Source organism: Capnocytophaga sp. oral taxon 324 str. F0483 (assembly GCF_000318315.2).
Taxonomy (GTDB): Bacteria; Bacteroidota; Bacteroidia; order Flavobacteriales; family Flavobacteriaceae; genus Capnocytophaga; species Capnocytophaga ochracea.
Genome location: NZ_KB291521.1, coordinates 73,585 through 94,046, shown reverse-complemented (window position 1 = coordinate 94,046; position 20,462 = coordinate 73,585). Strand labels below are relative to the sequence as shown.

General features: G+C 37.2%; 20 protein-coding genes and 2 pseudogenes. 8 read left to right on the top strand and 14 right to left on the bottom strand.

Translation table 11 applies throughout. The annotated features are described in order from the left end of the window. Window positions 1-2: 2 nt before the first annotated feature. From HMPREF9072_RS05995 to HMPREF9072_RS05990, 3 genes and pseudogenes are all read left to right on the top strand, one after another. Window positions 3-1,301 carry a TolC family protein gene (locus HMPREF9072_RS05995; RefSeq protein WP_009750512.1) on the top strand — a complete coding sequence of 433 codons (1,299 nt, stop codon included), beginning with the start codon at window positions 3-5 and terminating at the stop codon, window positions 1,299-1,301. 18 nt (window positions 1,302-1,319) lie between these two features. Next, complete coding sequence (locus HMPREF9072_RS12355) at window positions 1,320-1,472, top strand: hypothetical protein (RefSeq protein ID WP_009750511.1); 153 nt, start codon at window positions 1,320-1,322, stop codon at window positions 1,470-1,472. A 20-nt stretch (window positions 1,473-1,492) separates the two neighbouring features. Further along, window positions 1,493-2,714, top strand: a pseudogene (locus HMPREF9072_RS05990) (alpha/beta hydrolase). Window positions 2,715-2,805: 91 nt separating this feature from the next. On the opposite strand, the pseudogene HMPREF9072_RS05985 reads toward HMPREF9072_RS05990, so the two are convergent. After that, window positions 2,806-3,979, bottom strand: a pseudogene (locus HMPREF9072_RS05985) (alanine dehydrogenase). Beyond that, window positions 3,979-5,400 carry a chromosomal replication initiator protein DnaA gene (gene dnaA, locus HMPREF9072_RS05980; RefSeq protein WP_009417739.1) on the bottom strand — a complete coding sequence of 474 codons (1,422 nt, stop codon included), beginning with the start codon at window positions 5,398-5,400 and terminating at the stop codon, window positions 3,979-3,981. Before dnaA ends, HMPREF9072_RS05985 begins: the two are co-directional and overlap by 1 nt. A 201-nt stretch (window positions 5,401-5,601) precedes the next feature. Between dnaA and HMPREF9072_RS05975 the strand changes: the two genes are divergently transcribed. Beyond that, window positions 5,602-6,018 carry a thioesterase family protein gene (locus tag HMPREF9072_RS05975; protein ID WP_009750506.1) on the top strand — a complete coding sequence of 139 codons (417 nt, stop codon included), beginning with the start codon at window positions 5,602-5,604 and terminating at the stop codon, window positions 6,016-6,018. Between the two features lie 97 nt (window positions 6,019-6,115). Here HMPREF9072_RS05975 and HMPREF9072_RS05970 read toward each other — a convergent pair whose 3' ends face one another. Further along, entirely contained in the window at window positions 6,116-6,943 is an 828-nt protein-coding gene (locus tag HMPREF9072_RS05970) for a purine-nucleoside phosphorylase (RefSeq protein WP_009750505.1), read from the bottom strand. Between the two features lie 117 nt (window positions 6,944-7,060). After that, the gene (locus HMPREF9072_RS05965) at window positions 7,061-7,876 is read right to left on the bottom strand and encodes a M48 family metallopeptidase (RefSeq protein WP_009750504.1); all 816 of its coding nucleotides are present in this window, start codon (window positions 7,874-7,876) and stop codon (window positions 7,061-7,063) included. Window positions 7,877-8,816: 940 nt separating this feature from the next. Between HMPREF9072_RS05965 and HMPREF9072_RS05960 the strand changes: the two genes are divergently transcribed. The 3 genes from HMPREF9072_RS05960 to HMPREF9072_RS05950 are packed head-to-tail and all read left to right on the top strand — an operon-like array spanning window position 8,817 to window position 11,488. Beyond that, the gene (locus tag HMPREF9072_RS05960; RefSeq protein ID WP_009750503.1) at window positions 8,817-10,076 is read left to right on the top strand and encodes a tetratricopeptide repeat protein; all 1,260 of its coding nucleotides are present in this window, start codon (window positions 8,817-8,819) and stop codon (window positions 10,074-10,076) included. Between the two features lie 39 nt (window positions 10,077-10,115). Next, window positions 10,116-10,904 carry a tRNA pseudouridine(38-40) synthase TruA gene (truA, locus tag HMPREF9072_RS05955; protein WP_009750502.1) on the top strand — a complete coding sequence of 263 codons (789 nt, stop codon included), beginning with the start codon at window positions 10,116-10,118 and terminating at the stop codon, window positions 10,902-10,904. A 59-nt stretch (window positions 10,905-10,963) separates the two neighbouring features. After that, window positions 10,964-11,488 (top strand): membrane protein, encoded by a 525-nt coding sequence (locus HMPREF9072_RS05950; protein ID WP_009421613.1) that lies wholly within the window; start codon window positions 10,964-10,966, stop codon window positions 11,486-11,488. 56 nt (window positions 11,489-11,544) lie between these two features. Here the strand turns inward: HMPREF9072_RS05950 and rsmG are convergent, their stop codons facing one another. Then, the gene (gene rsmG, locus HMPREF9072_RS05945; protein ID WP_009750501.1) at window positions 11,545-12,162 is read right to left on the bottom strand and encodes a 16S rRNA (guanine(527)-N(7))-methyltransferase RsmG; all 618 of its coding nucleotides are present in this window, start codon (window positions 12,160-12,162) and stop codon (window positions 11,545-11,547) included. On the opposite strand from rsmG, the gene HMPREF9072_RS05940 reads away from it, so the two are divergent. Beyond that, the gene (locus HMPREF9072_RS05940) at window positions 12,152-13,174 is read left to right on the top strand and encodes a DUF4421 family protein (RefSeq protein ID WP_009750500.1); all 1,023 of its coding nucleotides are present in this window, start codon (window positions 12,152-12,154) and stop codon (window positions 13,172-13,174) included. The two genes, rsmG and HMPREF9072_RS05940, sit on opposite strands and share 11 nt — an antisense overlap. Here the strand turns inward: HMPREF9072_RS05940 and HMPREF9072_RS05935 are convergent. From HMPREF9072_RS05935 to HMPREF9072_RS05895, 9 genes are all read right to left on the bottom strand, one after another. Then, complete coding sequence (locus tag HMPREF9072_RS05935) at window positions 13,122-14,273, bottom strand: class I SAM-dependent methyltransferase (protein WP_009750499.1); 1,152 nt, start codon at window positions 14,271-14,273, stop codon at window positions 13,122-13,124. The two genes, HMPREF9072_RS05940 and HMPREF9072_RS05935, sit on opposite strands and share 53 nt — an antisense overlap. Before the next feature lie 31 nt (window positions 14,274-14,304). Further along, window positions 14,305-15,393, bottom strand: coding sequence for a magnesium/cobalt transporter CorA (gene corA, locus HMPREF9072_RS05930; RefSeq protein WP_009417725.1), 1,089 nt, complete (start codon window positions 15,391-15,393; stop codon window positions 14,305-14,307). Between the two features lie 236 nt (window positions 15,394-15,629). Further along, window positions 15,630-16,259 carry a class I SAM-dependent methyltransferase gene (locus HMPREF9072_RS05925; RefSeq protein WP_009750498.1) on the bottom strand — a complete coding sequence of 210 codons (630 nt, stop codon included), beginning with the start codon at window positions 16,257-16,259 and terminating at the stop codon, window positions 15,630-15,632. Between the two features lie 15 nt (window positions 16,260-16,274). Next, complete coding sequence (locus HMPREF9072_RS05920) at window positions 16,275-16,562, bottom strand: YciI family protein (protein WP_009750497.1); 288 nt, start codon at window positions 16,560-16,562, stop codon at window positions 16,275-16,277. Between the two features lie 34 nt (window positions 16,563-16,596). Next, the gene (locus HMPREF9072_RS05915; RefSeq protein WP_009750496.1) at window positions 16,597-17,274 is read right to left on the bottom strand and encodes an SDR family oxidoreductase; all 678 of its coding nucleotides are present in this window, start codon (window positions 17,272-17,274) and stop codon (window positions 16,597-16,599) included. Window position 17,275: 1 nt separating this feature from the next. Further along, window positions 17,276-18,751, bottom strand: a complete 1,476-nt coding sequence (locus HMPREF9072_RS05910; RefSeq protein ID WP_009750495.1) for a DASS family sodium-coupled anion symporter — start codon at window positions 18,749-18,751, stop codon at window positions 17,276-17,278. Between the two features lie 165 nt (window positions 18,752-18,916). Then, window positions 18,917-19,195: a SemiSWEET family transporter gene (locus HMPREF9072_RS05905; protein WP_009750494.1), complete on the bottom strand. Its 279-nt coding sequence runs from the start codon at window positions 19,193-19,195 to the stop codon at window positions 18,917-18,919. Window positions 19,196-19,276: 81 nt separating this feature from the next. Continuing rightward, window positions 19,277-19,798: a hypothetical protein gene (locus HMPREF9072_RS05900; RefSeq protein WP_009750493.1), complete on the bottom strand. Its 522-nt coding sequence runs from the start codon at window positions 19,796-19,798 to the stop codon at window positions 19,277-19,279. Further along, entirely contained in the window at window positions 19,795-20,238 is a 444-nt protein-coding gene (locus HMPREF9072_RS05895; RefSeq protein WP_009750492.1) for a hypothetical protein, read from the bottom strand. Before HMPREF9072_RS05895 ends, HMPREF9072_RS05900 begins: the two co-directional genes overlap by 4 nt. Window positions 20,239-20,462 lie beyond the last annotated feature (224 nt).

The window sequence follows — 20,462 nt, the reverse complement described above, 5'->3', positions numbered from 1 at the left end:
AAATGATGAAAAAGTTATTTTTTTTACTTTGTTTACTGCCTTTTTCAGTAGTAGCACAAAAACTGTGGACATTAAGCGACTGTATTCAGTATGCCAAAGAAAATAACCTATCTATTAAGCAATCGGAAATAGATTTAAAAGCCACAGATATTGATAAAATGCAAGCCAAAGCAGGTTTCTTGCCCTCAGTGAATGGCAATGCATCTTATAACTTAAATGAGGGAAAAAATATCAATCCTGTAACCAATCAGTTTGAAAATGCTTTCTTTCAATCGGCATCAGGAGGAGTAAGCGTAGACCTTACTCTTTTTGCAGGACTACAAAATTGGCGCAAGTTACATCAGGCGGAACTTAATCGTATAGCTTCTCAATATCAGTTAGATAAAATGAAAGACGATATAATACTGATGATTATCAATGCCTATGCTGAAGTGTTGAGCAATAAAGAACAAATCAAGAATTTGAAAGCACAGTTAGAAATTTCAAAGGAAAGTTTAACGCGCACCCGTGAACTTATTGGTGCAGGATCTTTACCCAAAGGAGATATTTATGAAGCCGAAGCACAACTGCTCACACAAGAACAGCAAATAATAGCAACCGAAAACGCTCTCTTTATTGCCAAAATGGGTTTGGCACAATTACTTTTGTTAAAAAACTATCGAGATTTTGATATTGCAGATAGTGCTTTCGAGCAACCTTCTGCTGATATTCTTAATAAAACTCCTGAAGAGATTTATGAGCGTGCCAAAGAGGTAATGAGCGATGTAAAATTAGCCGAAGCAAATATGCAAGTAGCTCAAAATAGTTTGCGCTTATCACAATCGGCTTATTCACCACGTCTTTCTGCTCAATGGGGTTATAGTTCACGATGGAGTAAGAATCAATCGCAAGATTTTTGGCAACAGCTTGATGCAAATAAAGGTATGTATGCAGGGTTATCGCTTAATATTCCTATTTTTAACGGATTTTCAACTTTAGGAACTGTAAAACGCCAGCGATTAAATTTTTTAAAAAGTCAATTTGCTAAAGAACAAGCAGAACTTACTTCTGAGAAGAACATTTATCAAGCCTATAACGATGCTTCGAATGCTAAAAAGCTATATGAAGCAAGTGAAAAGACGGTACAAGCAAAACAACAGGCGTTTAGTTATGCGCAAGAGCGTCATAATGTAGGTTTAATGAATACTTTTGATTTTAGTCAAGCTAAATATCAGTATGAGAATGCTCAAAACGATTTTGTTAAAGCTAAATATCAATATATTTTTAAGCTAAAAGTATTAGAATATTATTTTAGTCATTAATACAAAGTCGATAGTTTTTTGCCCAACTTTTATACTTTCGAACAAGCCTTATTAAAGATTATCTCAGATAAAGTAGAACCTTTAGCTTTGTTGTCTATCCAAATACCTGACAATTGGAAAGATGTAATCAAAGATGTTCGCAACGCTAAGTACAAAAGTCATAAAAAGTAAAATTACTAATTTATTTATATATGAAAAAATACATACTATTCAGTGCTATAACCTTATTTGTTGTAGGGCTACAAGCACAAAACAAATTCAAAGTAACGCCTGATGAGGCACGTAATGGTTCGTATACTATTAGCCCTACTTTGCCTAAAGACGGAATGGTAAAAGCAGGCACGATTCTTACACTCAAAGCAACTCCTGCCACTGGCTATATTTTTGATAGTGGCTATTACTCTTTACCAGAACAGTGGGGAGCTATGTTTTATGAACAATCTACACCTGAGTTCAAAGTGAAAGTAGACAAAGATATGAATGTAGGAGCTTGTTTTATACCTAAAAAAGCGGAAGCTAATCTGAAAGTAGTGCAAGATATTGTTTATGCTAAACCGGGAGTAAAACCGCTGAAATACGATGTATATAGTCCTAAAGGTAAGCAAAATCTACCTTGTATCGTAATTATTCACGGAGGTGGCTGGAGCTCCAATACTGAATCGGTGATGAGAGGTTTGGCACGCGAACTAGCAAACAGTGGCAGATATGTGGTTTTCAACATTGATTATCGCTGGATAGACAAACTTGACGGAGATAGTACTCCTACTCAATTGCACCAAATTATAGAAGATGTGTATGGGGCTTTGTTACACATTGCTGAAAACGCTGCTAAATACGGAGGCGATAGCAGTAAGTTACTTCTTACGGGCGATAGTGCGGGAGGACATTTATCGGCTTCAGCAGCAAATTTTGTAGAACGCATAGGCGATAGAGGTTTTGGTAAAACGCAAGGTGTTTACGAATTTATGCCTACCTATATGCCTAAAGGGAAAACTGTGGCACAAGTGCGCAATGAGTTGGCTAAAGCTATCAAAGCTGCTGCACCCAGCTATGGAGTATTTCGTTCTGAAATGCTTTACCCATCGCTTTAAAGACTATCCTTATTTAAACGAAATTGCACCTATCAACAGTATTCCAGAGGCTTCTAAAAGAGCAGTACCCCAATTGTTGTTTAGAGGTTCAGAAGATGGACTTATAAAAGATGAAGAGGTCAAAGCTTACGAACGTACCCTTTCCAAAGCCGGTCAGAGGGTGGAGTATATACAAGTAGGAGGTGCCAATCACGCTTTCTTCGATTGGAAACCCGATACTAAAACACAAGCAACTTTCAACAAATACGGCAAATACTACGCTCACGAAATGTTGTTGTTCTTTGATTCAGTGTTAGAAGATCTTAACAAAACAGAAAATTGAAATTAGAAACAATAGCAAAATGCCCGAGAAGTTATTGAGTTAACTTCTCGGACATTTTATTATCAAAATATTAAGAAAACTTATTCTGTGTCTATAAAAACAATAAATGTAAAGGTTTGTAAGGCAATCCGAACCACTCGGAGATGTTGTGATGAGTAAGGATCCCGTGATAAGAATAGAGTCCGTTTCTAAAACCTTTGTCTATTTGTAAAAGGTTTTCTACACCTCCCTCATCTCCTATTTTCAGTAAGTAAGGTAATAGGGTATTGCTGAGCAAAGTTGAAGCTGTATGAGCATAGCGGGAAGGTAAATTCGGCACTCCACAATGTACTACTTCGTATTTTGTAAAGGTAAGTTGTTCTAAAGTGGTAAGCTTACTGGTTTCTATACAGCCTCCTATGCCAATACTAGCATCTACTATCACAGCACCACGCTTCATCTGTTGTACCATCTCTTCTGTCACTACTATGGGCGAGCGACATTCTCCACTCATAGCCCCTATAAGCACGTGGCAATGTGTTAAGGCTTCTCGGAGCAACTGAGGTTGCAAAGTAGCGGTATATACTGAAGGAGGGCAAATGTGTACGCAGTTTTCTCAAATCGGTGAGAGAAGGAGCAAATATCTTTACATTGGCACCCAATCCTAAGGCAGTTTTAGCAGCAGCTTCGGTGAGTTCGTTTGCTCCCAAAAGTACTACCTCAGTAGGCGGTATTCCAGTGATATTGCCGAGCAAGAGTCGGTTTTCTTCTGCAAGCAGTTCAGAGGCAGTGAGCACAGCTGCAGTTCCTGTGAGCTCATCAACCGACTGTTGTATAGGATGATTTTCAGCTTCGTCCTTTATATATTCAAAAGCTAAGGCAGTGATTTGCTTTTGTGCAAGCGTCTCGAAGTAAGGTTTATCTTGCGTGTTAAGTTGTAAAGCCGACAACAATACAGTTTGAGCATTAAAGTAAGCAAGTTCATCAGTAGTGGGTGGTTGAACTTTTAGCACAATAGGACACGCGAATACTTCTTGGGTATCATATACTATTTCGGCACCTGCCTCACTATAGTCGGTATCGGAAAAATGAGCCTCCTCTCCTGCCCCAGCCTCTATTAGTATTTGATGTCCGTTAGCAACTAATACCGCTACTTCATCGGGAGTTAAGCAAATGCGATGCTCCTGAAAGGTGTGCTCTTTGGGAAGCCCTATTTTCAAAGATTTTTGTTCATTGCTTACCGCTAATCGTTCTTCTTGTGGTAATAGTTGAGATAAGGATTCCATCAGTCAGAGAATTTAGTTTCCAAATCACTTACATATTTCTTGAATGCACGGTCGGTTTCTATTAGGTTTTCCACCGTTTTACAAGCGTGTAACACCGTAGCGTGGTCGCGTTGTCCTATTTGGCTTCCAATAGTAGAAAGCGAATTTTTGGTGTATTTCTTCGAGAAAAACATCGCCAACTGTCGTGCTTGAACCACATTGCGCTTTCTAGTTTTTGAATGCAAGGATTCTATGTCTAAGCCAAAGTAATCGGCGATGATTTGCTGAATATGGTCAATCGTCAAATCGTTTCGATTATTCTTCACCGATTTATCAATAATGCTTTGTGCAAGTTCTATAGAATACTCTTTGCGGTTGAAAGCTGCTTGTGCAATCAGTGAATTACTCACCCCTTCGAGTTCACGTACATTGGTACGAATATTTTCAGCTAAATAAGCGATGATATCCTCACCTATTTCAGCGCCATCATTATAGAATTTATTTTCTAATATCTTATAGCGCGTTTCATAATCGGGCGTTTGGAGTTCGGCTGAAAGCCCCCATTTAAAGCGAGAGAGCAAGCGCTGTTCGATATCGAACAAATCAACTGGTGCTTTATCGGAAGTGAGAATTACCTGTTTTCCATTTTGGTGCAGGTGATTGAAGATGTGAAAGAAAGCATCTTGGGTTTTTACCTTCCCTGATAGGAACTGAATATCATCGACTATCAGCACATCGATGAGCTGATAAAAGTGAATAAAGTCGTTAAGTGTATTCTTATCTTTATCTTTGGCTGTGGAAGCACTGATAAACTGTTGGGTGAACTTTTCGGCAGAGACGTATAGTACCTTCTTTTTAGGGTATTTTTCTTTGATATCTACCCCAATTGCGTGTGCCAAGTGGGTCTTACCTAAGCCTACTCCTCCGAAGATAAACAGCGGATTGAAAGCCGTACCCCCAGGTTTGTTGGCAACTGCCATACCTGCAGAGCGTGCTAAACGATTGGAAGCTCCCTCCACAAAGTTGTCGAAGTTCTGATGTAAGTTCAGCTGAGGATCAACAGTTATTTCGCGAATACCCGGTATTACGAAAGGATTTTTAAGTCCAGGGTCTTTGGTTTCAGTAGCTAAAGTCAAAGTCTGTTTTGCTAATTCCGGCCGATTAGTACTAGGAAGTTGTTCTTTAGTAAGAGGAGTATCGACAATATATACGAGGCGAGAGTTTACACCTAAGGTAAAAGTCATAGCTGATTTGAGAAGAGAAATATAATTTTCTTCTAACCACTCGCAAAAGAATTTACTGGGCACTTTGATTTTTAGGGTATTGCCCTCTAATTCCACAGGTACGATAGGAGCGAACCAAGTGTTAAATGGTTGCTCAGTAATGTTGTCTTTTATAAATTCAAGACACCTACTCCAGACTTTTTCAGCTGCTTCTTTCATCTTTTTTAGTGCTACTTTTTAGCTAAAAATTTGATTATTAGATTTTTTTACTAATTTTGCCGGTGATAAAACTGTTGTTTTTTCAGTGAGCAAAGTTGTGAATAATTTTTGAATAAAAAAAATATTTAACATTTGTTTTTGTACTTTTATTTTATATGGGAGCACTGTTAATGTTTTGTTAATATTTATATCTATCTAAATATGAAAGAATTATATTTTGATTATGTATTGCGTACACGCTATGCAGAAACTGACCAAATGGGGGTAGTGTACTACGGAAATTATCCTCAGTATCTTGAATTGGGAAGAGTGGAGTGGCTAAGGTCTATTGGCTTTACCTATAAGGCGATGGAAGAAGAAGGAATAATGATGCCTGTGGTATCTCTGCAAATTCAGTATAAAAAGCCTGCTTTGTATGACGAGCTCATTACTATTCGTATCAAGTTAAAAGAATTACCCTCTACAAAAATAGAGTTTGACTATGAAATTCTCAATGAAAAAGGAGAATTACTCTCTACGGCTAATACTGTATTGGTGTTTGTAGATGCGAAGACTTTCAGACCGGTGCGTTGCCCTGAGAAGGTGCTAAAGCTTATAAAAGCAAAAAGTGAAGAGTAAGGAGTGAAAAGTGAATAATTTGGTAATTTAACTTTGCCAAAGGTTGTAGCACAACAAGCTATTGAAACTTTGGCAAAGTTTATACTACAACTAAAAGCTATTGATAATTTTTAATCAAATTCTTCACCAATAATATCACGTTTGGCATTGCGATATTAGCAGCGTTGAGTACTTCTTCGTGTGATACATCGGGGGAGATGTCGGGACCTCCTAAGTCGGTGATGACTGAAAGAGCACACACTTCCATATTCTGATGACGTGCTACAATTACTTCGGGTACGGTGCTCATACCTACGGCATCACCTCCTAAAATGCGCACCATACCATATTCGGCTGGGGTTTCAAAAGAAGGACCTTGCAAACCTACATACACTCCTTTTTGAAGCTTGATTTTATGTTTCTTAGCTATCTTTTCGAGCTCGGTTATCATAGCTTGGTTATAAGGTTTGCTCATATCGGGGAAGCGCGCACCAAATAGGTCTAAGTTCTTACCGCGTAGAGGGTGCTCAGGAAATAAATTGATATGGTCGCGAATAACCATTACATCACCTATTGAAAAGTTAGGGTTCACCCCTCCTGAAGCGTTAGAAACAATCAGACGTTTAATACCTAATTGCGCAAAAACGCGTATTGGGAAGGTTACTTCTTGCATTGTATATCCTTCGTAATAATGCACACGCCCTGCCATCATTAGCACATAGCGGTTTTCTATTTTGCCGTAAATCAGTTTACCTTTGTGTCCTTCTACAGTAGATTTAGGGAAGTTAGGGATATTGTTGTATTTAATCTCAGAAATTACTTCTACTTCATCTTCTAACTTATTGAGTCCAGAACCTAAAATAATAGCAAATTCAGGAGTGTGCTCTGTGATGTACGACTGTATGATGCGAGCCGTTTCATTAATTTTATCGTAAACTTGTTGCATATCTTTATAATGTTTTATTTGTTACCTATATTGGTGTGAATAATACTAAAATGTTGACAACCTCCCCCTATACTCCTTCAAAAGAGGAATTGTAGCGATGCTTATCATATCTTTTAGCTATTGAAAATGGGTGACTCCAAACTTAGCAGCTTCAGCACGTGCTTTGGGTACTAAGGCAGTGAGGTTTTTGATACGAGAGGCATCAGAAGGGTGGGTGCTTAAAATAGTAGGTGTAGATTTACCATTATTCTTGGCACTCATACGCTTCCATAGCTCAGGAGCCTCAGCGGGGTCATAACCAGCAATTGCCATAATCTGGATACCTATGGCATCGGCTTCTGTTTCGTTGGAACGACTAAAGGGCAACATTACCCCTAAGTTAGACCCTAAGCCGTAAGCGAGCATAAACTGGTCGGTATAAGCAGCGTATTTGCTGGTTTGCAAGGCTACTGAACCTGCAATAGCACCTATTTGTTGTAAGGTGGCAGCACTCATACGTTGTGCCCCGTGGTCGGCTAAAGCGTGAGCCACCTCGTGCCCCATTACTACTGCCAAACCTGTTTCGGATTGTGTAATAGGTAAAATTCCCGTATAAACCACAATCTTCCCCCCTGGCATACACCAAGCATTTACCTCGGGACTATCTACCAAGTTATATTCCCAACGATAATCATCTAAATAGCCTTTATAACCATTGGCATCGAGCCATAGTTTGGCAGCTTTGGCTATGCGTTCGCCTACGCGTTTCACCATAGCGGCATCATTTGTGTTTTTCACTACCTTATTAGATTTTAAAAAGGTGGAATACTCACTAAAAGCCATCGGAAATACCTGACTATTAGGCATAAAGTTAAGGGTACTCTTTCCTGTAAAAGGGTTTGTCTTACAAGAAAAGACAATTAAAAGGAATGCGATTAAAGTTAATTTCTTCATAAGATTTTATTTGAGGGCAAAGATACAAATAATAATCGGAAATACAATAGTAATACTTTATAAATTTTATTGTTAATGAAAAACAATAATATAAATAGGTGAAAAGTATTCTTTTTACAGTGAGACTACGTGCCAGAAATTAAACAAATTGCTTTCAAAATTAAAAGAGAATTAAGGATATGCCTTGTGAAATGATTATTTTAAGACTTCAACTTTGCCAAAGTTTAAACTTTGGCAAAGTGTATACCGCAAAGGAGACTAATAATCAGTATTGTAAATATATAGGACTCACATTAATATCATACGTGAAAAGTATTCTTTTTACAGTGAGACTACTTGCCAGAAATTAAACAAAATTGATTTCAAAATTAAAAGAGAATGAAGGTTGATTAATGCAAGCACTATATGACTTTGGAGAAGCTGAGAAAAAAATGCTAAAATTTCTAAAATAGAGCATATTTTTTTTAAAAATAAGACAATAAAATTCTTTTTCATCTTTTAGTGAATTAAAAATAATAATTGTTTATATATCAGTTAGATATAAAATATACCTATCTTACCTTTTAGATGTATCTTAACCGAAGGAAGAGCGAAGGTAAGACGAAGGAAAGACGAAGGAAGGAGGTTACTAAGTTGAATCTCAATTAATAGAAAGAGGTATTTACGTTATTGAGAAAAAAATCATAAAAACGTGATTTTGGCGAAAAAAATGCAATTTTTAGTGTGAGTAACTTTTGAGGAACGTTTATGAGAATTGAAAATAGAGAGATATAACTTTCGAGGAACTTCAACGAACTAATTGTCAGAAGAATGCGGTTGGCACAAGTTTTGTTGCTAAATAAAAAGTTGATAATATTTGGTGCTTTAAAAATAAAGTGCTACATTTGCGACTTCAAATTAGTACATAAAACAAAAAACTGCGTTAAAATTGCAAAACAATATGAGAAAACCATTATTAATGGCTGCTGCCTTACTGATTTCGGCAGTGGCGTTCGGACAAAAAAAAGAACTCAAAGAGATTGAAAAACAAATCCGTAAAGGAGATTTAACAACTGCCAAAAGCGGATTAAATTCCATTAAAGGTTCTATTGAGGGTACTGAATTTGCACCTCAGTTCTATTTCTTGGAAGCACAAGTGAATGTGGAGGCTGCCAAGAAAAATGAAAATGTATTGGCTTCGTTGCAAGCGGCTTCTTCAGCTTTTGCCAAAGTAAGACAATTAGAAGGAGGTAAAGGCAAATACTCAAACCAGTTGCAAACTTTGGCTGATGAGGCTATTAATATTGCAGCTAAGCAAGCACAAGACAATTACGAGCGTAAAAACTACAAGAATGCTTCGGTTGCTTTTGAACAAGTATACCGCCTCAGTCCGCGTGATACTGTATTTTTGTACAATGCGGCAGTAGTATCGGTTGAAAATAAAGATTATGACAACGCTGTGAAACTTTATAAAGAGTTGAAAGACTTAGGTTATGACGGTGCTGAAACACTTTATTTGGCTACTAATAAGCAAACTAAAAAAGAGGAAACTTTCCCTGATAAAAATCAGCGTGATTTGATGGTAAAAGCAGGTACTCACGAAAAAGCTAGAAATGAAAAAACGCCTTCAAAACGTGCTGATATCGTGAAAAATATTGCCTTTATTTACGTAGAACAAAACAAGACTGATGAGGCGCTAAAAGCTTTTGCTGAAGCAAGAAAAGCTTATCCTAAAGATGCTAACATCATTCTCGCTGAAGCAAATGTTTACTTGCAATTAGACAATAAAGAAAAATTTAAACAACTAATGCAAGAAGCTGCACAGCTTGATCCTAATAATGCTGACCTTCACTACAATATCGGGGTTATCAATATGCAACAAGGTAACAATATAGAGGCTCGTAAAGCTTTTGAACAAGCCCTTAAAATTAAACCTAAATATGCTGATGCTACTTTGAACCTTTCGACTACTTACATTAATGAAGGTAATGCTTTGGTTGAGCAAATGAATTCATTAGGCAATTCGGCTGCTGATACTAAGAAATTCAATGAACTTAGAGACCAAAAAGAAGCTTTGTTTAAAAAAGCTGCTGAAGTATTAGAAAGCTACGTGAAAGCTAATGGCAACGATAAAAATATCTTGGAACAACTAAAGAGCATTTATGGAGCTTTGAGCGACAGTGCTAACTTCCAACGTGTTAAAAAACTATTGGGTGAATAATAATTTAGTATAAGATGTTCGTTAAAAGGTAACAGAGTTATGCTCTGTTACCTTTTACTTTTTATAAAGATAAAAATGCGTTATTTTATAGAACTTTCTTTCTTTGGTAAAAACTATTACGGTTGGCAATCCCAGCCCAAAGCTATTTCAGTGCAAGAAGTTTTACAGAAGGCTCTTTCTACTCTTTTGCGAACGCCTATAGAAGTTGTGGGTGCAGGTCGCACTGATAGTGGTGTGCACGCTTTGCAGATGTATGCTCACTTTGATGTGACAGAAGCGTTGCCCGCTAATCTGGTTCACAAGTTAAATGCTTTTCTTCCAAAAGATATAGCTGTTCATCATATATATGAAGTACAGCCTAATGCCCACGCCCGTTTTGACGCTTTGAAACGCACTTATCAGTACCATATTAGCACTCAAAAAGATGCTTTTGCTTACGATTATGCGATGGCATTTACTCTTCCGTTAAATGTAGCGCTTATGAATGAAGCGGCTCAAATATTTTTTGATTATACTGATTTTCAGTGCTTCTCTAAAACACATACCGATGTAAAGACATATAATTGCAAAATATACGAAGCGCATTGGGATAAGGTGGAGAACCAACTCATTTTTACTATTACTGCCGACCGTTTCTTGCGCAATATGGTACGGGCGATTGTAGGAACACTTATAGATGTAGGCTTACAAAAACTTTCGCTTACAGATTTTGAAGATATTATCCTCAGTAAGAAACGCAGTAAAGCAGGAGCATCGGTTCCCGCTTGTGGGTTATATCTCACTCATATAGAATACCCCGAAAGTCTCTTTGTTGAAAAAAAGGATTAAATATTAGCATTATTCAAGAAGAATTACTACCTTTGCAAACTTTTAAAACAAAAACAGAAATGAAATATTTACAGAACAAATATTTAAAGATAGTTATAGCCGTGCTTATCATAGCGTGGGCGGTATATCAGTTCACACAGGGGAATATAGGAAATGGTATAGCGCTTATTTTGCTTTCTCTTATTCCTATTTTACTCTATTTTCGGAACGAATTTATACTTCTCACATTCTTACGTTTGCGCAAGCAAGACTTTGCAGGAATGGAAAAATGGCTCGGCAAAATAGCAGACCCTCAGACAGCTTTACTCCGCAAACAACAAGGCTATTACAACTATATGTACGGTATTATCTACTCGCAAAAGAACCTTACTCAAGCAGAAAAATACTTTCGTAAAGCTCTACAATTGGGACTTACGATGAGTTATGACGTAGCGATGGCAAAATTGAGTTTGGCAGGTATTATGATGCAAAAGCGGAAAAAACGCGAAGCACAGGAGCTCCTCACTGAGGCTAAAAAGCTAGATAAGCAAAACTTGATGAGCGACCAAATAAAGATGATGCAACAACAACTTAAGAAAATTTAAATCATAAAAAAGGCTGTCGTTTTAGACAGCCTTTTCTATGATTTGGTTCTAATATTTTATCCCTTTAAATACACTATTTTCTTAGTCTCAAAGAAAGGTTCATCGTAATAACTACTGATATCAGTCAGTTCTGCCTTAGGGAAAGGTGCTAACTCCTCAGTAAGGTCACCGCCTTTTAAGTAAAGAATACCATTAGGGAGGTCGTTTTTAGAAGTCTTCTTGAACTTTCCTTTTACCCAAGGCACAAAGTCCTTCATTTGAGTAACGGCACGACTTACCACAAAGTCGTAAGTATCTTTTAGTTCTTCGGCTCTTATCTGCATAGCCGTTACATTGGTGAGCCTTAAAGCTTTTACTACTTCTTGTACTACTTTTATTTTCTTTCCGATAGAATCGACCAATGTAAACTGACAGTTAGGAAACATTATAGCCAAAGGTATGCCAGGAAAGCCTCCACCAGTACCGACATCTAATAGTACTGTGCCATCGACGAACTGAATGCGCTTAGCAATAGCCAAACTATGCAACACGTGCCGCTCGTAGAAATCGTCTATATCTTTGCGTGAGATGACGTTTATTTGAGCATTCCACTTTTCGTACAGCGGTTTGAGCTCTGCAAATTGTTGTTGTTGCAACTCACTAAGTGAGGAAAAGTATTTGAGTATGATTTTCATAGTTGCTAAAAATGTATTACTTTTGCACCCGTTTTTATATATTATAATGAATTTACGAGCCTTATTATTGATTTTTTTGTGGGGAGGTTGCCTTTCGTTCTTTGCACAAGAGCGGGATACTACCTACATTCAACCTTATCCGCAAGAAATATGGCTCAGAGCATATACTCCTACCAAAATGCTCATACTTACGCAAGGGAAAGAGGCTTATTCACCCAACTACCCATTTAGTTTAGGAGTTGGAATAGGTTTGCGCAAGATATTAGGGCTTAACGTACTTTATGCACAGAACTTATTCCGACTAAAAAATGAAACAAATCTAAAAACTCGCAGTATTGATATACAAGCACATAAATATGGTAAACGCATACTTATAGATGCTTATTATCAAGACTATACAGGATTTTATATCGATAGAGGTAAAGGGAATTACACCCTCTTCCCTACCCTTTCTACCCAGCAAATAGGTGTAGAAAGCACTTACGTATGGCGTGCAGACAAGTTCTCGGCGCGAGCTGCCTTTGAGCAAAGCGAACGCCAAGTGAAATCGGCGGGGAGTTTGCTTTTTGGCAGTGGTTTCTATTGGCATCGCATAGAGCCTGATGCTAAAACAGAGAATGTGAGTAGCGAGGCTTTTGAGAATTTCCAAATAGGTTTTCACGTGGGCTATGGCTATTCGTGGGTAGCTGGCAAACACTGGTTACTTACAGGGGCGTTTATCGGTGGGCTGAATTTTGGTAACCAAATGGACATACTGCAACAGCTGAACATTAAGGTTTATCCTACTTCTGTGACGCGCTTTTCGTTTGTATATCTGAAAGATGATTGGACTGTAGCCTTATCGGGAATTTTTAATAACAAGTCAGTTTATCCTACGGATAGCAAACCAATTCGCTTGATTACTCCTAGTATACAACTATCGTTTACTAAGCATTTTTACCTCAAAAGAAAAAACTTTCTCACTCGATTACCTTCCCTAAAAGTACGACCAACCCCTCAACGGAACGGGTAAAGATAAGATATTCATTACCACCTTCCACGATATGGTATTTCTTTTTAATTTCTGCTACCGATAACGGATAGTTTTTAGAGAGAATACAATATTTACTACCTTTTTTTAACTCTTTAAGATTAATAGGAGTTACCTGCAAAACACGTCCGGCAAAGGGCTTTTTTAGCTCTTCGGAAGTGTATAGATGGGTATTTACGTCCAACTTCTCTACCTCAAAATACTGCGCTATATAGTTAAAAGCGCCTGATTTCAACAAAGCATTATTAGGAATATACAAGTATTGTTTAGGCGCACTATACACTACTTGAGAACTATGCAACGCTTCTTCTGTAAATTGCAAAGTAGGCTCTTCAGTCTCCAAATTCACACAATATATTTGTACTTGCGTTTCTTTTTTAGGTTCTTGTACTACCAATACCTCCTTTACTTCATTGCGCAAGGCTACCAAATGAATATGTGTTATCTTGGGTAGCGTATGCAACAGATAACTAACGTCTATCATAGGTGATAGTTTGGTAAGTACTTTATCTGCTTTTTGCAATAGTATAGACTGTAACTCTAAGATATTAGGTGAGAGGTCTTCTAAGAGAAACTTCTTTTGTTTGAGTATGTCTCTACGGGCAGGATCGAGATAAATAAGGTTGTAATGTGCTGTTGTGGCTTTCAAAAAAGCTTCTGTGCTTCCATTTATAAATGTGGCCTTGCGTCCTAGAACCTGCCAATTATGTTCTACTTTACTGAGAAGTTCCTTATTTTGTTCTACCAACGTAACTTCTTTAAACTTTTCTGAAAGAAAAAATGCATCAATAGCGAACCCACAAGTAAGATCTAAAAAACGTTCTCCGTGCAAGCCTTGTGCCTTGTACTGAGCGGTTGCCTCGGAGGAGGTTTGCTCTAAATTAAGTGTTGGAGGGAACAATATACCTTCCGTAGTAAGCAAAAAAGGAAGTTTTTTAGCTGCTGTACGCCTGCCTTCAATCTGTTGTGCTAATTCTTTGTTAGAAATGCCATTGAATACAAGTTTCTTGAGGAGCAATGTTGTAGTTGTCCCCTCGTATTCCCTGATAAAGCGTTGTACATTCTCGTCTAACAAATTCATAGCGCGCAAAGATAGTGCATTTTTACAAAAATCAAAGCCATTTTTTGCGTTTGAAGTAGAAAATCATTGTTACTGAAATACCTATCATCACCAACCATACTAACGGATATGCCCACCATACTTCTAATTCAGGCATATACTTGAAATTCATACCGTATACCCCCACAATAAAAGTGAGCGGAATAAATATAGTAGAAATAAGGGTGAGCAAGCGCATAATGTTGTTCATCTTGTTACTCATTGCCCCCATATAAGTATCCGTAAGCCCCCAAAGGATATCGCGGTAGGTACTGAGTGTTTCGACAATTTGCACTGTGTGGTCGTGAAGGTCACGGAAATAATGCTTAGTATCGATGTCGATAAGATGATGAGGGGTTTTCTCAATCTTGTTTACTACCTCACGCGAGGGCGTAATTGATTTTTGCAAAAAGATAGCACTCTTTCTCAGCAGCTGGATTTCGGAAATCATATCTTCACGAGGGTGAATAATAATATCATCTTCAATGGTCTCAATCTTATCGCTTACTTTATCCAAAATCACAAAATAGTTGTCTACAATAGCATCTAAGAGTCCGAATAGCAAATAGTCAGCGGGGCGTTTGCGCAGACTGCTATCGGCGTTTTGCAAACGTTTGCGTACGGGGTCAAACACGTCTTCGTCTTCACTTTCTTGAAAAGTGATGAGGTAATTTTTGCCCAATAATAATGCTAAGTGCTCTGAAATGAGTTGCTTATCTTTGCCGTAGTACAGCATTTTAATGATCACAAGAATATGTTCATCGAGGATTTCTACTTTAGGTCGGTGTTCGGTATCGAGTACGTCTTCCAAAAATAGGTTATCTAAATGAGTATAAGCACCTAACTTTTTTACTTCCTCGATATTGTTTAAGCCGTTTACATTCACCCACGTGATACGGCTATCGATTATAAATTTAAGGGCTTCCTCAGCCGAAGAGACTTTCTTTACCTCACAAGAATGCTCGTTATAGGCAAAGACTTCTATATTGAGAGGCTTCTCTTTATTACCGAAATACACCAGACTACCGGCAGGCAAACCTACCTTTTTGGAGCGATTTGCCTTGCGTTTCCTCTTGGTAGTAGAGACTATATTTTTACTCATATATAATTATTATATTAAAATATTGGTTATTAATATTTTATTAAAACATTTTAAAGCTAAAGTATAAGTATCACAACGAAAACGAAAGCATTAGTAAGCGTAATAAATGCTTGTTACTTTTGTTTAAATTGGTAGTTAATATACTGATTATTAGATTATTTTCATATTTATATACATACTAAACAGATACTTTATAGAATATATGTTAAATAAAAAGTTTATATTTTTATTATAAGTTACTTATATTCAGTTGTTATTAACTTGTAAAACACCCAACCTTGCATTCTTTCTTCTTGTATTAAGGATAGTCCTACTGAGTTTAAAAATTGACTAAAATCTTCTGTCCTTTTTAGCTTAGGAAGGTAATAACTAATCTTTGCATATTCACAAGCAATGAGAAAAATACCTTTGTCTGAGAGTATGCGTTTGACTTCCAAAAAAGCCTCTTTGAGGTCTTGCCAATGGAAGTGTGTTTGAAAAGCAGTTATCAAATCAAAAGTTTTATCACCAAATGAGTTATGCTGAATGTCCTCTAACTGAAAGATAGCCCTTGTATGAAGCTTCTTTGCTTCCTTAATAGCGATTTCGGATATTTCAATTCCCCAAACTTCACTATGAGGAAAATATTCAGTGAGTAGGACAGTTGATTTGCCATTTCCTACCCCTATATCTAATATTTTTCGTGGAGCTTCTGACGGTTTATAAAATCCTAATGCCCATTGTACCATTGGTATATAAACACGATTAAAAAGTTTCATCATTATTACACCTACAAAACCCGAAGGCTTTTTAGACTGCTGAATTAGGTAATAAAGCAGGAGTATTAAGATTGAGAAAGTAAGGGCTGTTAGAAAAATAATTTTCACTTGTTAATTGTGGTTTTAAGAGAGTACCTTACCGAACTCCTCAGAGAATTTGGTAGGAGTAAACTCAATGACCTGGTAGGTTGCTATTTGGTGCTGATAAAAAGGGTCTTGAGCAATGATATCCTCTACCTCTCCCCTACTACCTGCTTTGCACAAAATTATACCACCTACACGGGGTACTTGTGCTCCTGAAGCAACAAAATGTCCTGAAGCATAATGCATATCTAAATAAGCGCGATGTGCTTCTAAATGTTTTTCAACCTCTGAAAGGTCTTTTTGATACGTTAAAATAATGATGTACATATTTTAGTTTATTAGTCGTTAGTTTTTAATTGTTTTATGGAGTTGTATTGGCTACTTGTACTACTTTTCCATTGAATACCTTACTACCATTAACGGCAAAATCGGCAATGTAGCGTGCCATTTGCTGTGGGGTAATATTAGCTTTATAATCAGGGAAGGCTTCAGTGAGCATCTCGGTCTGTACCGCACCTAAAGCTAAAGTGTTGAAGATGATACCGCGCTCTTTGTATTCTTCGGCTAAGAGCTCCGATAAGGTAATAAGAGCACTTTTAGATGAACTATAAGCTGCCAAACCGCTAAACTTCAAACTCCCTTGTACCCCTCCCATACTGCTGATACTTACCACGTGCGAGCCATTCCTCATAAAAGGCAATACTTTTTGTGTGAGTTGCGCCACTCCGAATACATTTACCTTGTACACTTCTAAAAAGTCAGTTTTAGTAAGTTGTTCAAAGGGTTTGTTGATGAGTTTTCCTGCGTTATGAATGAGTATATCCACGCACTGCCATTGTTGCAAATAAGTGACTACGGTTTGTAGGTCTTCTGTTTTTGTAATATCAAAAGGGAAACAATGCACATTAGGCAATTGCAGTGCCTCTATAGAAGCAGTATGCCGCGAAAGGGCTAAAATATTATGCCCTTCCGCAGCCAACTGTTGTACCAGCGCAAAGCCTATGCCTCTGCTGGTACCTGTTATGATAATGTTCTTCATATTAGCCTAAGAGATGTGTTTCTCCTACAATAAATAAAACAAGGTACCCTATCACCATACTGATAAGCCCTACGATAAGCCCCACTTTCAGCATATCGTTTTGTTTAACTAAGCCTGTAGAGTACGCAATGGCATTTGGAGGGGTAGAAATAGGCAAGCACATCGCTGATGATGCTGCCAAAGCTATCCCAATAATCACCGTAGAAGTACCGCCTATCGCGCTTAGGTTTTCTCCCATTCCTTGACAAATAGTTACCAAAATAGGAATTAACAAGGCTGCCGCAGCGGTATTGGAAATAAAGTTACTGAGAATATAACAAATAAGTCCTGAGGCAATCAATACTATTATAGGCGACCACGACCCAAAGGGTATGGTATCAATAGCAAGTTCGGCTAAGCCCGATTCATTGATACCTAAACCTAAAGCAAATCCTCCCGCTACCATCCAGATAACGCTCCAATTGATGGACTGTAGGTCTTTGGCAGTAATCACACCTGTTGCTGCAAAAATACCCATTGGTACTAAGGCAACGGTATTGGCATCAATACCCGTTAATTCACTGGGGAGTAGCCATAAAAGAATGGTAATGATAAAAGTGCCACTAACTACCCACATACGCCAACCTTGGTGTACTTTTCCTAGAATATGTAAGTTAATTGTTTTTTGAGTAAAAGGGAAGAATTTTAATATAAGTCGCCACGAGATGAAGAGTAACAAAAGTACCAATGGGAACATAAACGACATCCATTCGCCAAAATCAACGCCCATATTCAGTCCTTTTGGGTCATTAAGAGCTTGTAGAGCAATAGCGTTAGGGGGTGTACCAATAGGGGTAGCCATACCGCCCAAGTTAGCAGCAATCGGGATACTCATCGTGAGTGCGGTACGTCCTTTGCCACTTGCAGGCAATGCTGCAAAAACAGGTGTAAGGAAAGTGAGCATCATAGCTGCCGTAGCAGTATTGCTCACAAACATTGAGAAAATACCCGTAATGAGCAGGAAACCCAATAACACATTCTCGCTTCTATTCCCAAACGGACGTATCAAATTCTTGGCAAGCAAGACGTCTAACCCCGATTTGGTGGCGGCAATAGCCAAGAAAAAACCACCTAAAAAGAGTATAATTACAGGGTTGGCAAAGGTAGCCATAATCTCTTTACTGCTGAGTAGTTTTCCGAAAATCTCGTTCTCTTCTCCTTTAAAGAAGAACAGACTGTGGTTAGAAACCGTTAAACACATTAGGGTGATGATACCCAGCGAAGTAGCCCACGAAGGGATAGCCTCACTAATCCACATAAGAGTGGCAAACACAAAAATAGCGATAATTCGCTGATGTACCACCGTTAGTCCGCTAATATGAAACACCTCAGTAGGTAAATTCCACACTACAGCGGTTACAATCACTATACATATCAAAGCGATAAGGTGTTTTTTTTCAAAGTGATTGGTCATTACATTTTCTAATTCTTTAGACATAATATTTTGGTAAGTTTAAAAAGTTATTTGCTATTTAACAAACGAATGACAAAGGTATAAAAAAAGAATAATCCACCAAAGAAAAACGATAGTTTTTTATTGATGGATTTATTTATATTTTACTTTCTTTGTTTTAATTGAAATATATCCTATAACTCAATGTATTTAAAGAGAAGTAATAAAAGTTAAAAATCCTAAAACCACTCCTACAAAATTGGGAATAATGAGAATATAATCTGGCTTAGGTTCTTTTGTCCAGCCATACACCACCCAGATAAGACAAGACCCTGCTGCAAACAATGGTTGCCAAGGTTGCGCTTTATGCCCCTCTAAGTTTGCTATAATTTGAGGAATATAGGCTATAAATACCATTACTCCTATAAAGGCTCCAATAGAACCTATGAATAAGTTAATTTTTTGCTTAATATTTCTTTTTTTGTTCATAATAATATGGTTTTCTGCAAAGATATAGATAATTTATGCATTTTACAAAAAACATCAAAAATAATTAGAAAAATTTTCGTTTTACACTCCCCATAATGCTTGTTGTAATCGCTGAATTTGAGTATCTTCTATGTTATCCAAAATAGCTAAAGTATCTCTTGGAATAAAAATACATTTTTCCAAAAGGCTTTTCAGTAAGTTTTCCAATGCCAAAGTATATTCTTGATAAGTAATAAGCTCTTTTATCTGTTCAATAAATGATAAAACTAGTGAATCGGTTAAGAAATCATTGGTAAGTTGCTTTATAAACAAGTTAGTTGTGTAAGAAAGTATACTGATAGGTTCGCAAATACTAATTCCTAATTTCTCTTGAATGAGAGCTTCTACTTCTTCTTTGGTTTTTTCCCATTCTTCTCCTTCTCCCATAAGCCGTAACTCATTGATAACCTCCCACAGCTCATTTGTGGTATTATAGTCTCTGAAGTCTTTGCATATAAAATTGGAAGTATAATCTCCTACTTTTTTAGCATTATAGCCTTCTTTCCAAAGGGCTTGTAAGCCTTGAATGTAATAGACAATTGCTTTTATCTCTTCTAAAGTCATTTTATTACACTTAGTTTTTCAGGTTTATTAATAGGAATTCTTAGTCGTAAGCCAAGTTCAGAACGAGCGATTATATGGTTTGTATCCTCAAAATAGGCTTCCTTAAAATACTCGCTATTATCCAAAAACAAAAACCATAAAAGTTTCCCTTTTTCTTTATTGATAATGTAAATAAAACCATCTCCTTCCCAACTACATTCACCTCCATAAATTTTATATTGGGCATTCTCTACCATAATTTTCGGATAGAGATTAGAGACATAATCCTCTTCGTTATAAGAAAAATAACTATCTAAGGACGATTTACACAAAATTCTTAGGTGATACTTCTCTTTAATCCATTGTCCCTCCAAAACAAGCATATCACCATTAGGGTAAGTAATAGATTTGATAATAGGATAAGTGTAATTTTCAAGAATGTTTTTGATACGTGGATGCATATTACATTTATTTTTTTAGTACATTTTAGGGTTACTAAAATCCAACGACAAAGATACAGAAAAAAGTATCATATACAAAGATATTTTGGGATATCTTTTATGATGAACAAATTCATAACAATTATACAAACATACTTAGCATAGAGTTTCACCGAACAATAAATGAAAGAAGAACGAACCTACAGTGGCTCTACAGTGGCTCTACAGTGGCTCTACAGTGGGTC

Bases quoted from the DNA above. Each gene is read 5' to 3' on its own strand.
- HMPREF9072_RS05995 (WP_009750512.1), top strand. From the start codon at position 3: ATGATGAAAAAGTTATTTTTTTTACTTTGTTTACTGCCTTTTTCAGTA.
- dnaA (WP_009417739.1), bottom strand. From the start codon at position 5,400: ATGAAAGAAGCAGCTGAAAAAGTCTGGAGTAGGTGTCTTGAATTTATA.
- HMPREF9072_RS05975 (WP_009750506.1), top strand. From the start codon at position 5,602: ATGAAAGAATTATATTTTGATTATGTATTGCGTACACGCTATGCAGAA.
- HMPREF9072_RS05970 (WP_009750505.1), bottom strand. From the start codon at position 6,943: ATGCAACAAGTTTACGATAAAATTAATGAAACGGCTCGCATCATACAG.
- HMPREF9072_RS05965 (WP_009750504.1), bottom strand. From the start codon at position 7,876: ATGAAGAAATTAACTTTAATCGCATTCCTTTTAATTGTCTTTTCTTGT.
- HMPREF9072_RS05960 (WP_009750503.1), top strand. From the start codon at position 8,817: ATGAGAAAACCATTATTAATGGCTGCTGCCTTACTGATTTCGGCAGTG.
- truA (WP_009750502.1), top strand. From the start codon at position 10,116: ATGCTCTGTTACCTTTTACTTTTTATAAAGATAAAAATGCGTTATTTT.
- HMPREF9072_RS05950 (WP_009421613.1), top strand. From the start codon at position 10,964: ATGAAATATTTACAGAACAAATATTTAAAGATAGTTATAGCCGTGCTT.
- HMPREF9072_RS05940 (WP_009750500.1), top strand. From the start codon at position 12,152: ATGATTTTCATAGTTGCTAAAAATGTATTACTTTTGCACCCGTTTTTA.
- rsmG (WP_009750501.1), bottom strand. From the start codon at position 12,162: ATGAAAATCATACTCAAATACTTTTCCTCACTTAGTGAGTTGCAACAA.
- HMPREF9072_RS05935 (WP_009750499.1), bottom strand. From the start codon at position 14,273: ATGAATTTGTTAGACGAGAATGTACAACGCTTTATCAGGGAATACGAG.
- corA (WP_009417725.1), bottom strand. From the start codon at position 15,393: ATGAGTAAAAATATAGTCTCTACTACCAAGAGGAAACGCAAGGCAAAT.
- HMPREF9072_RS05920 (WP_009750497.1), bottom strand. From the start codon at position 16,562: ATGTACATCATTATTTTAACGTATCAAAAAGACCTTTCAGAGGTTGAA.
- HMPREF9072_RS05915 (WP_009750496.1), bottom strand. From the start codon at position 17,274: ATGAAGAACATTATCATAACAGGTACCAGCAGAGGCATAGGCTTTGCG.
- HMPREF9072_RS05910 (WP_009750495.1), bottom strand. From the start codon at position 18,751: ATGTCTAAAGAATTAGAAAATGTAATGACCAATCACTTTGAAAAAAAA.
- HMPREF9072_RS05905 (WP_009750494.1), bottom strand. From the start codon at position 19,195: ATGAACAAAAAAAGAAATATTAAGCAAAAAATTAACTTATTCATAGGT.
- HMPREF9072_RS05900 (WP_009750493.1), bottom strand. From the start codon at position 19,798: ATGACTTTAGAAGAGATAAAAGCAATTGTCTATTACATTCAAGGCTTA.
- HMPREF9072_RS05895 (WP_009750492.1), bottom strand. From the start codon at position 20,238: ATGCATCCACGTATCAAAAACATTCTTGAAAATTACACTTATCCTATT.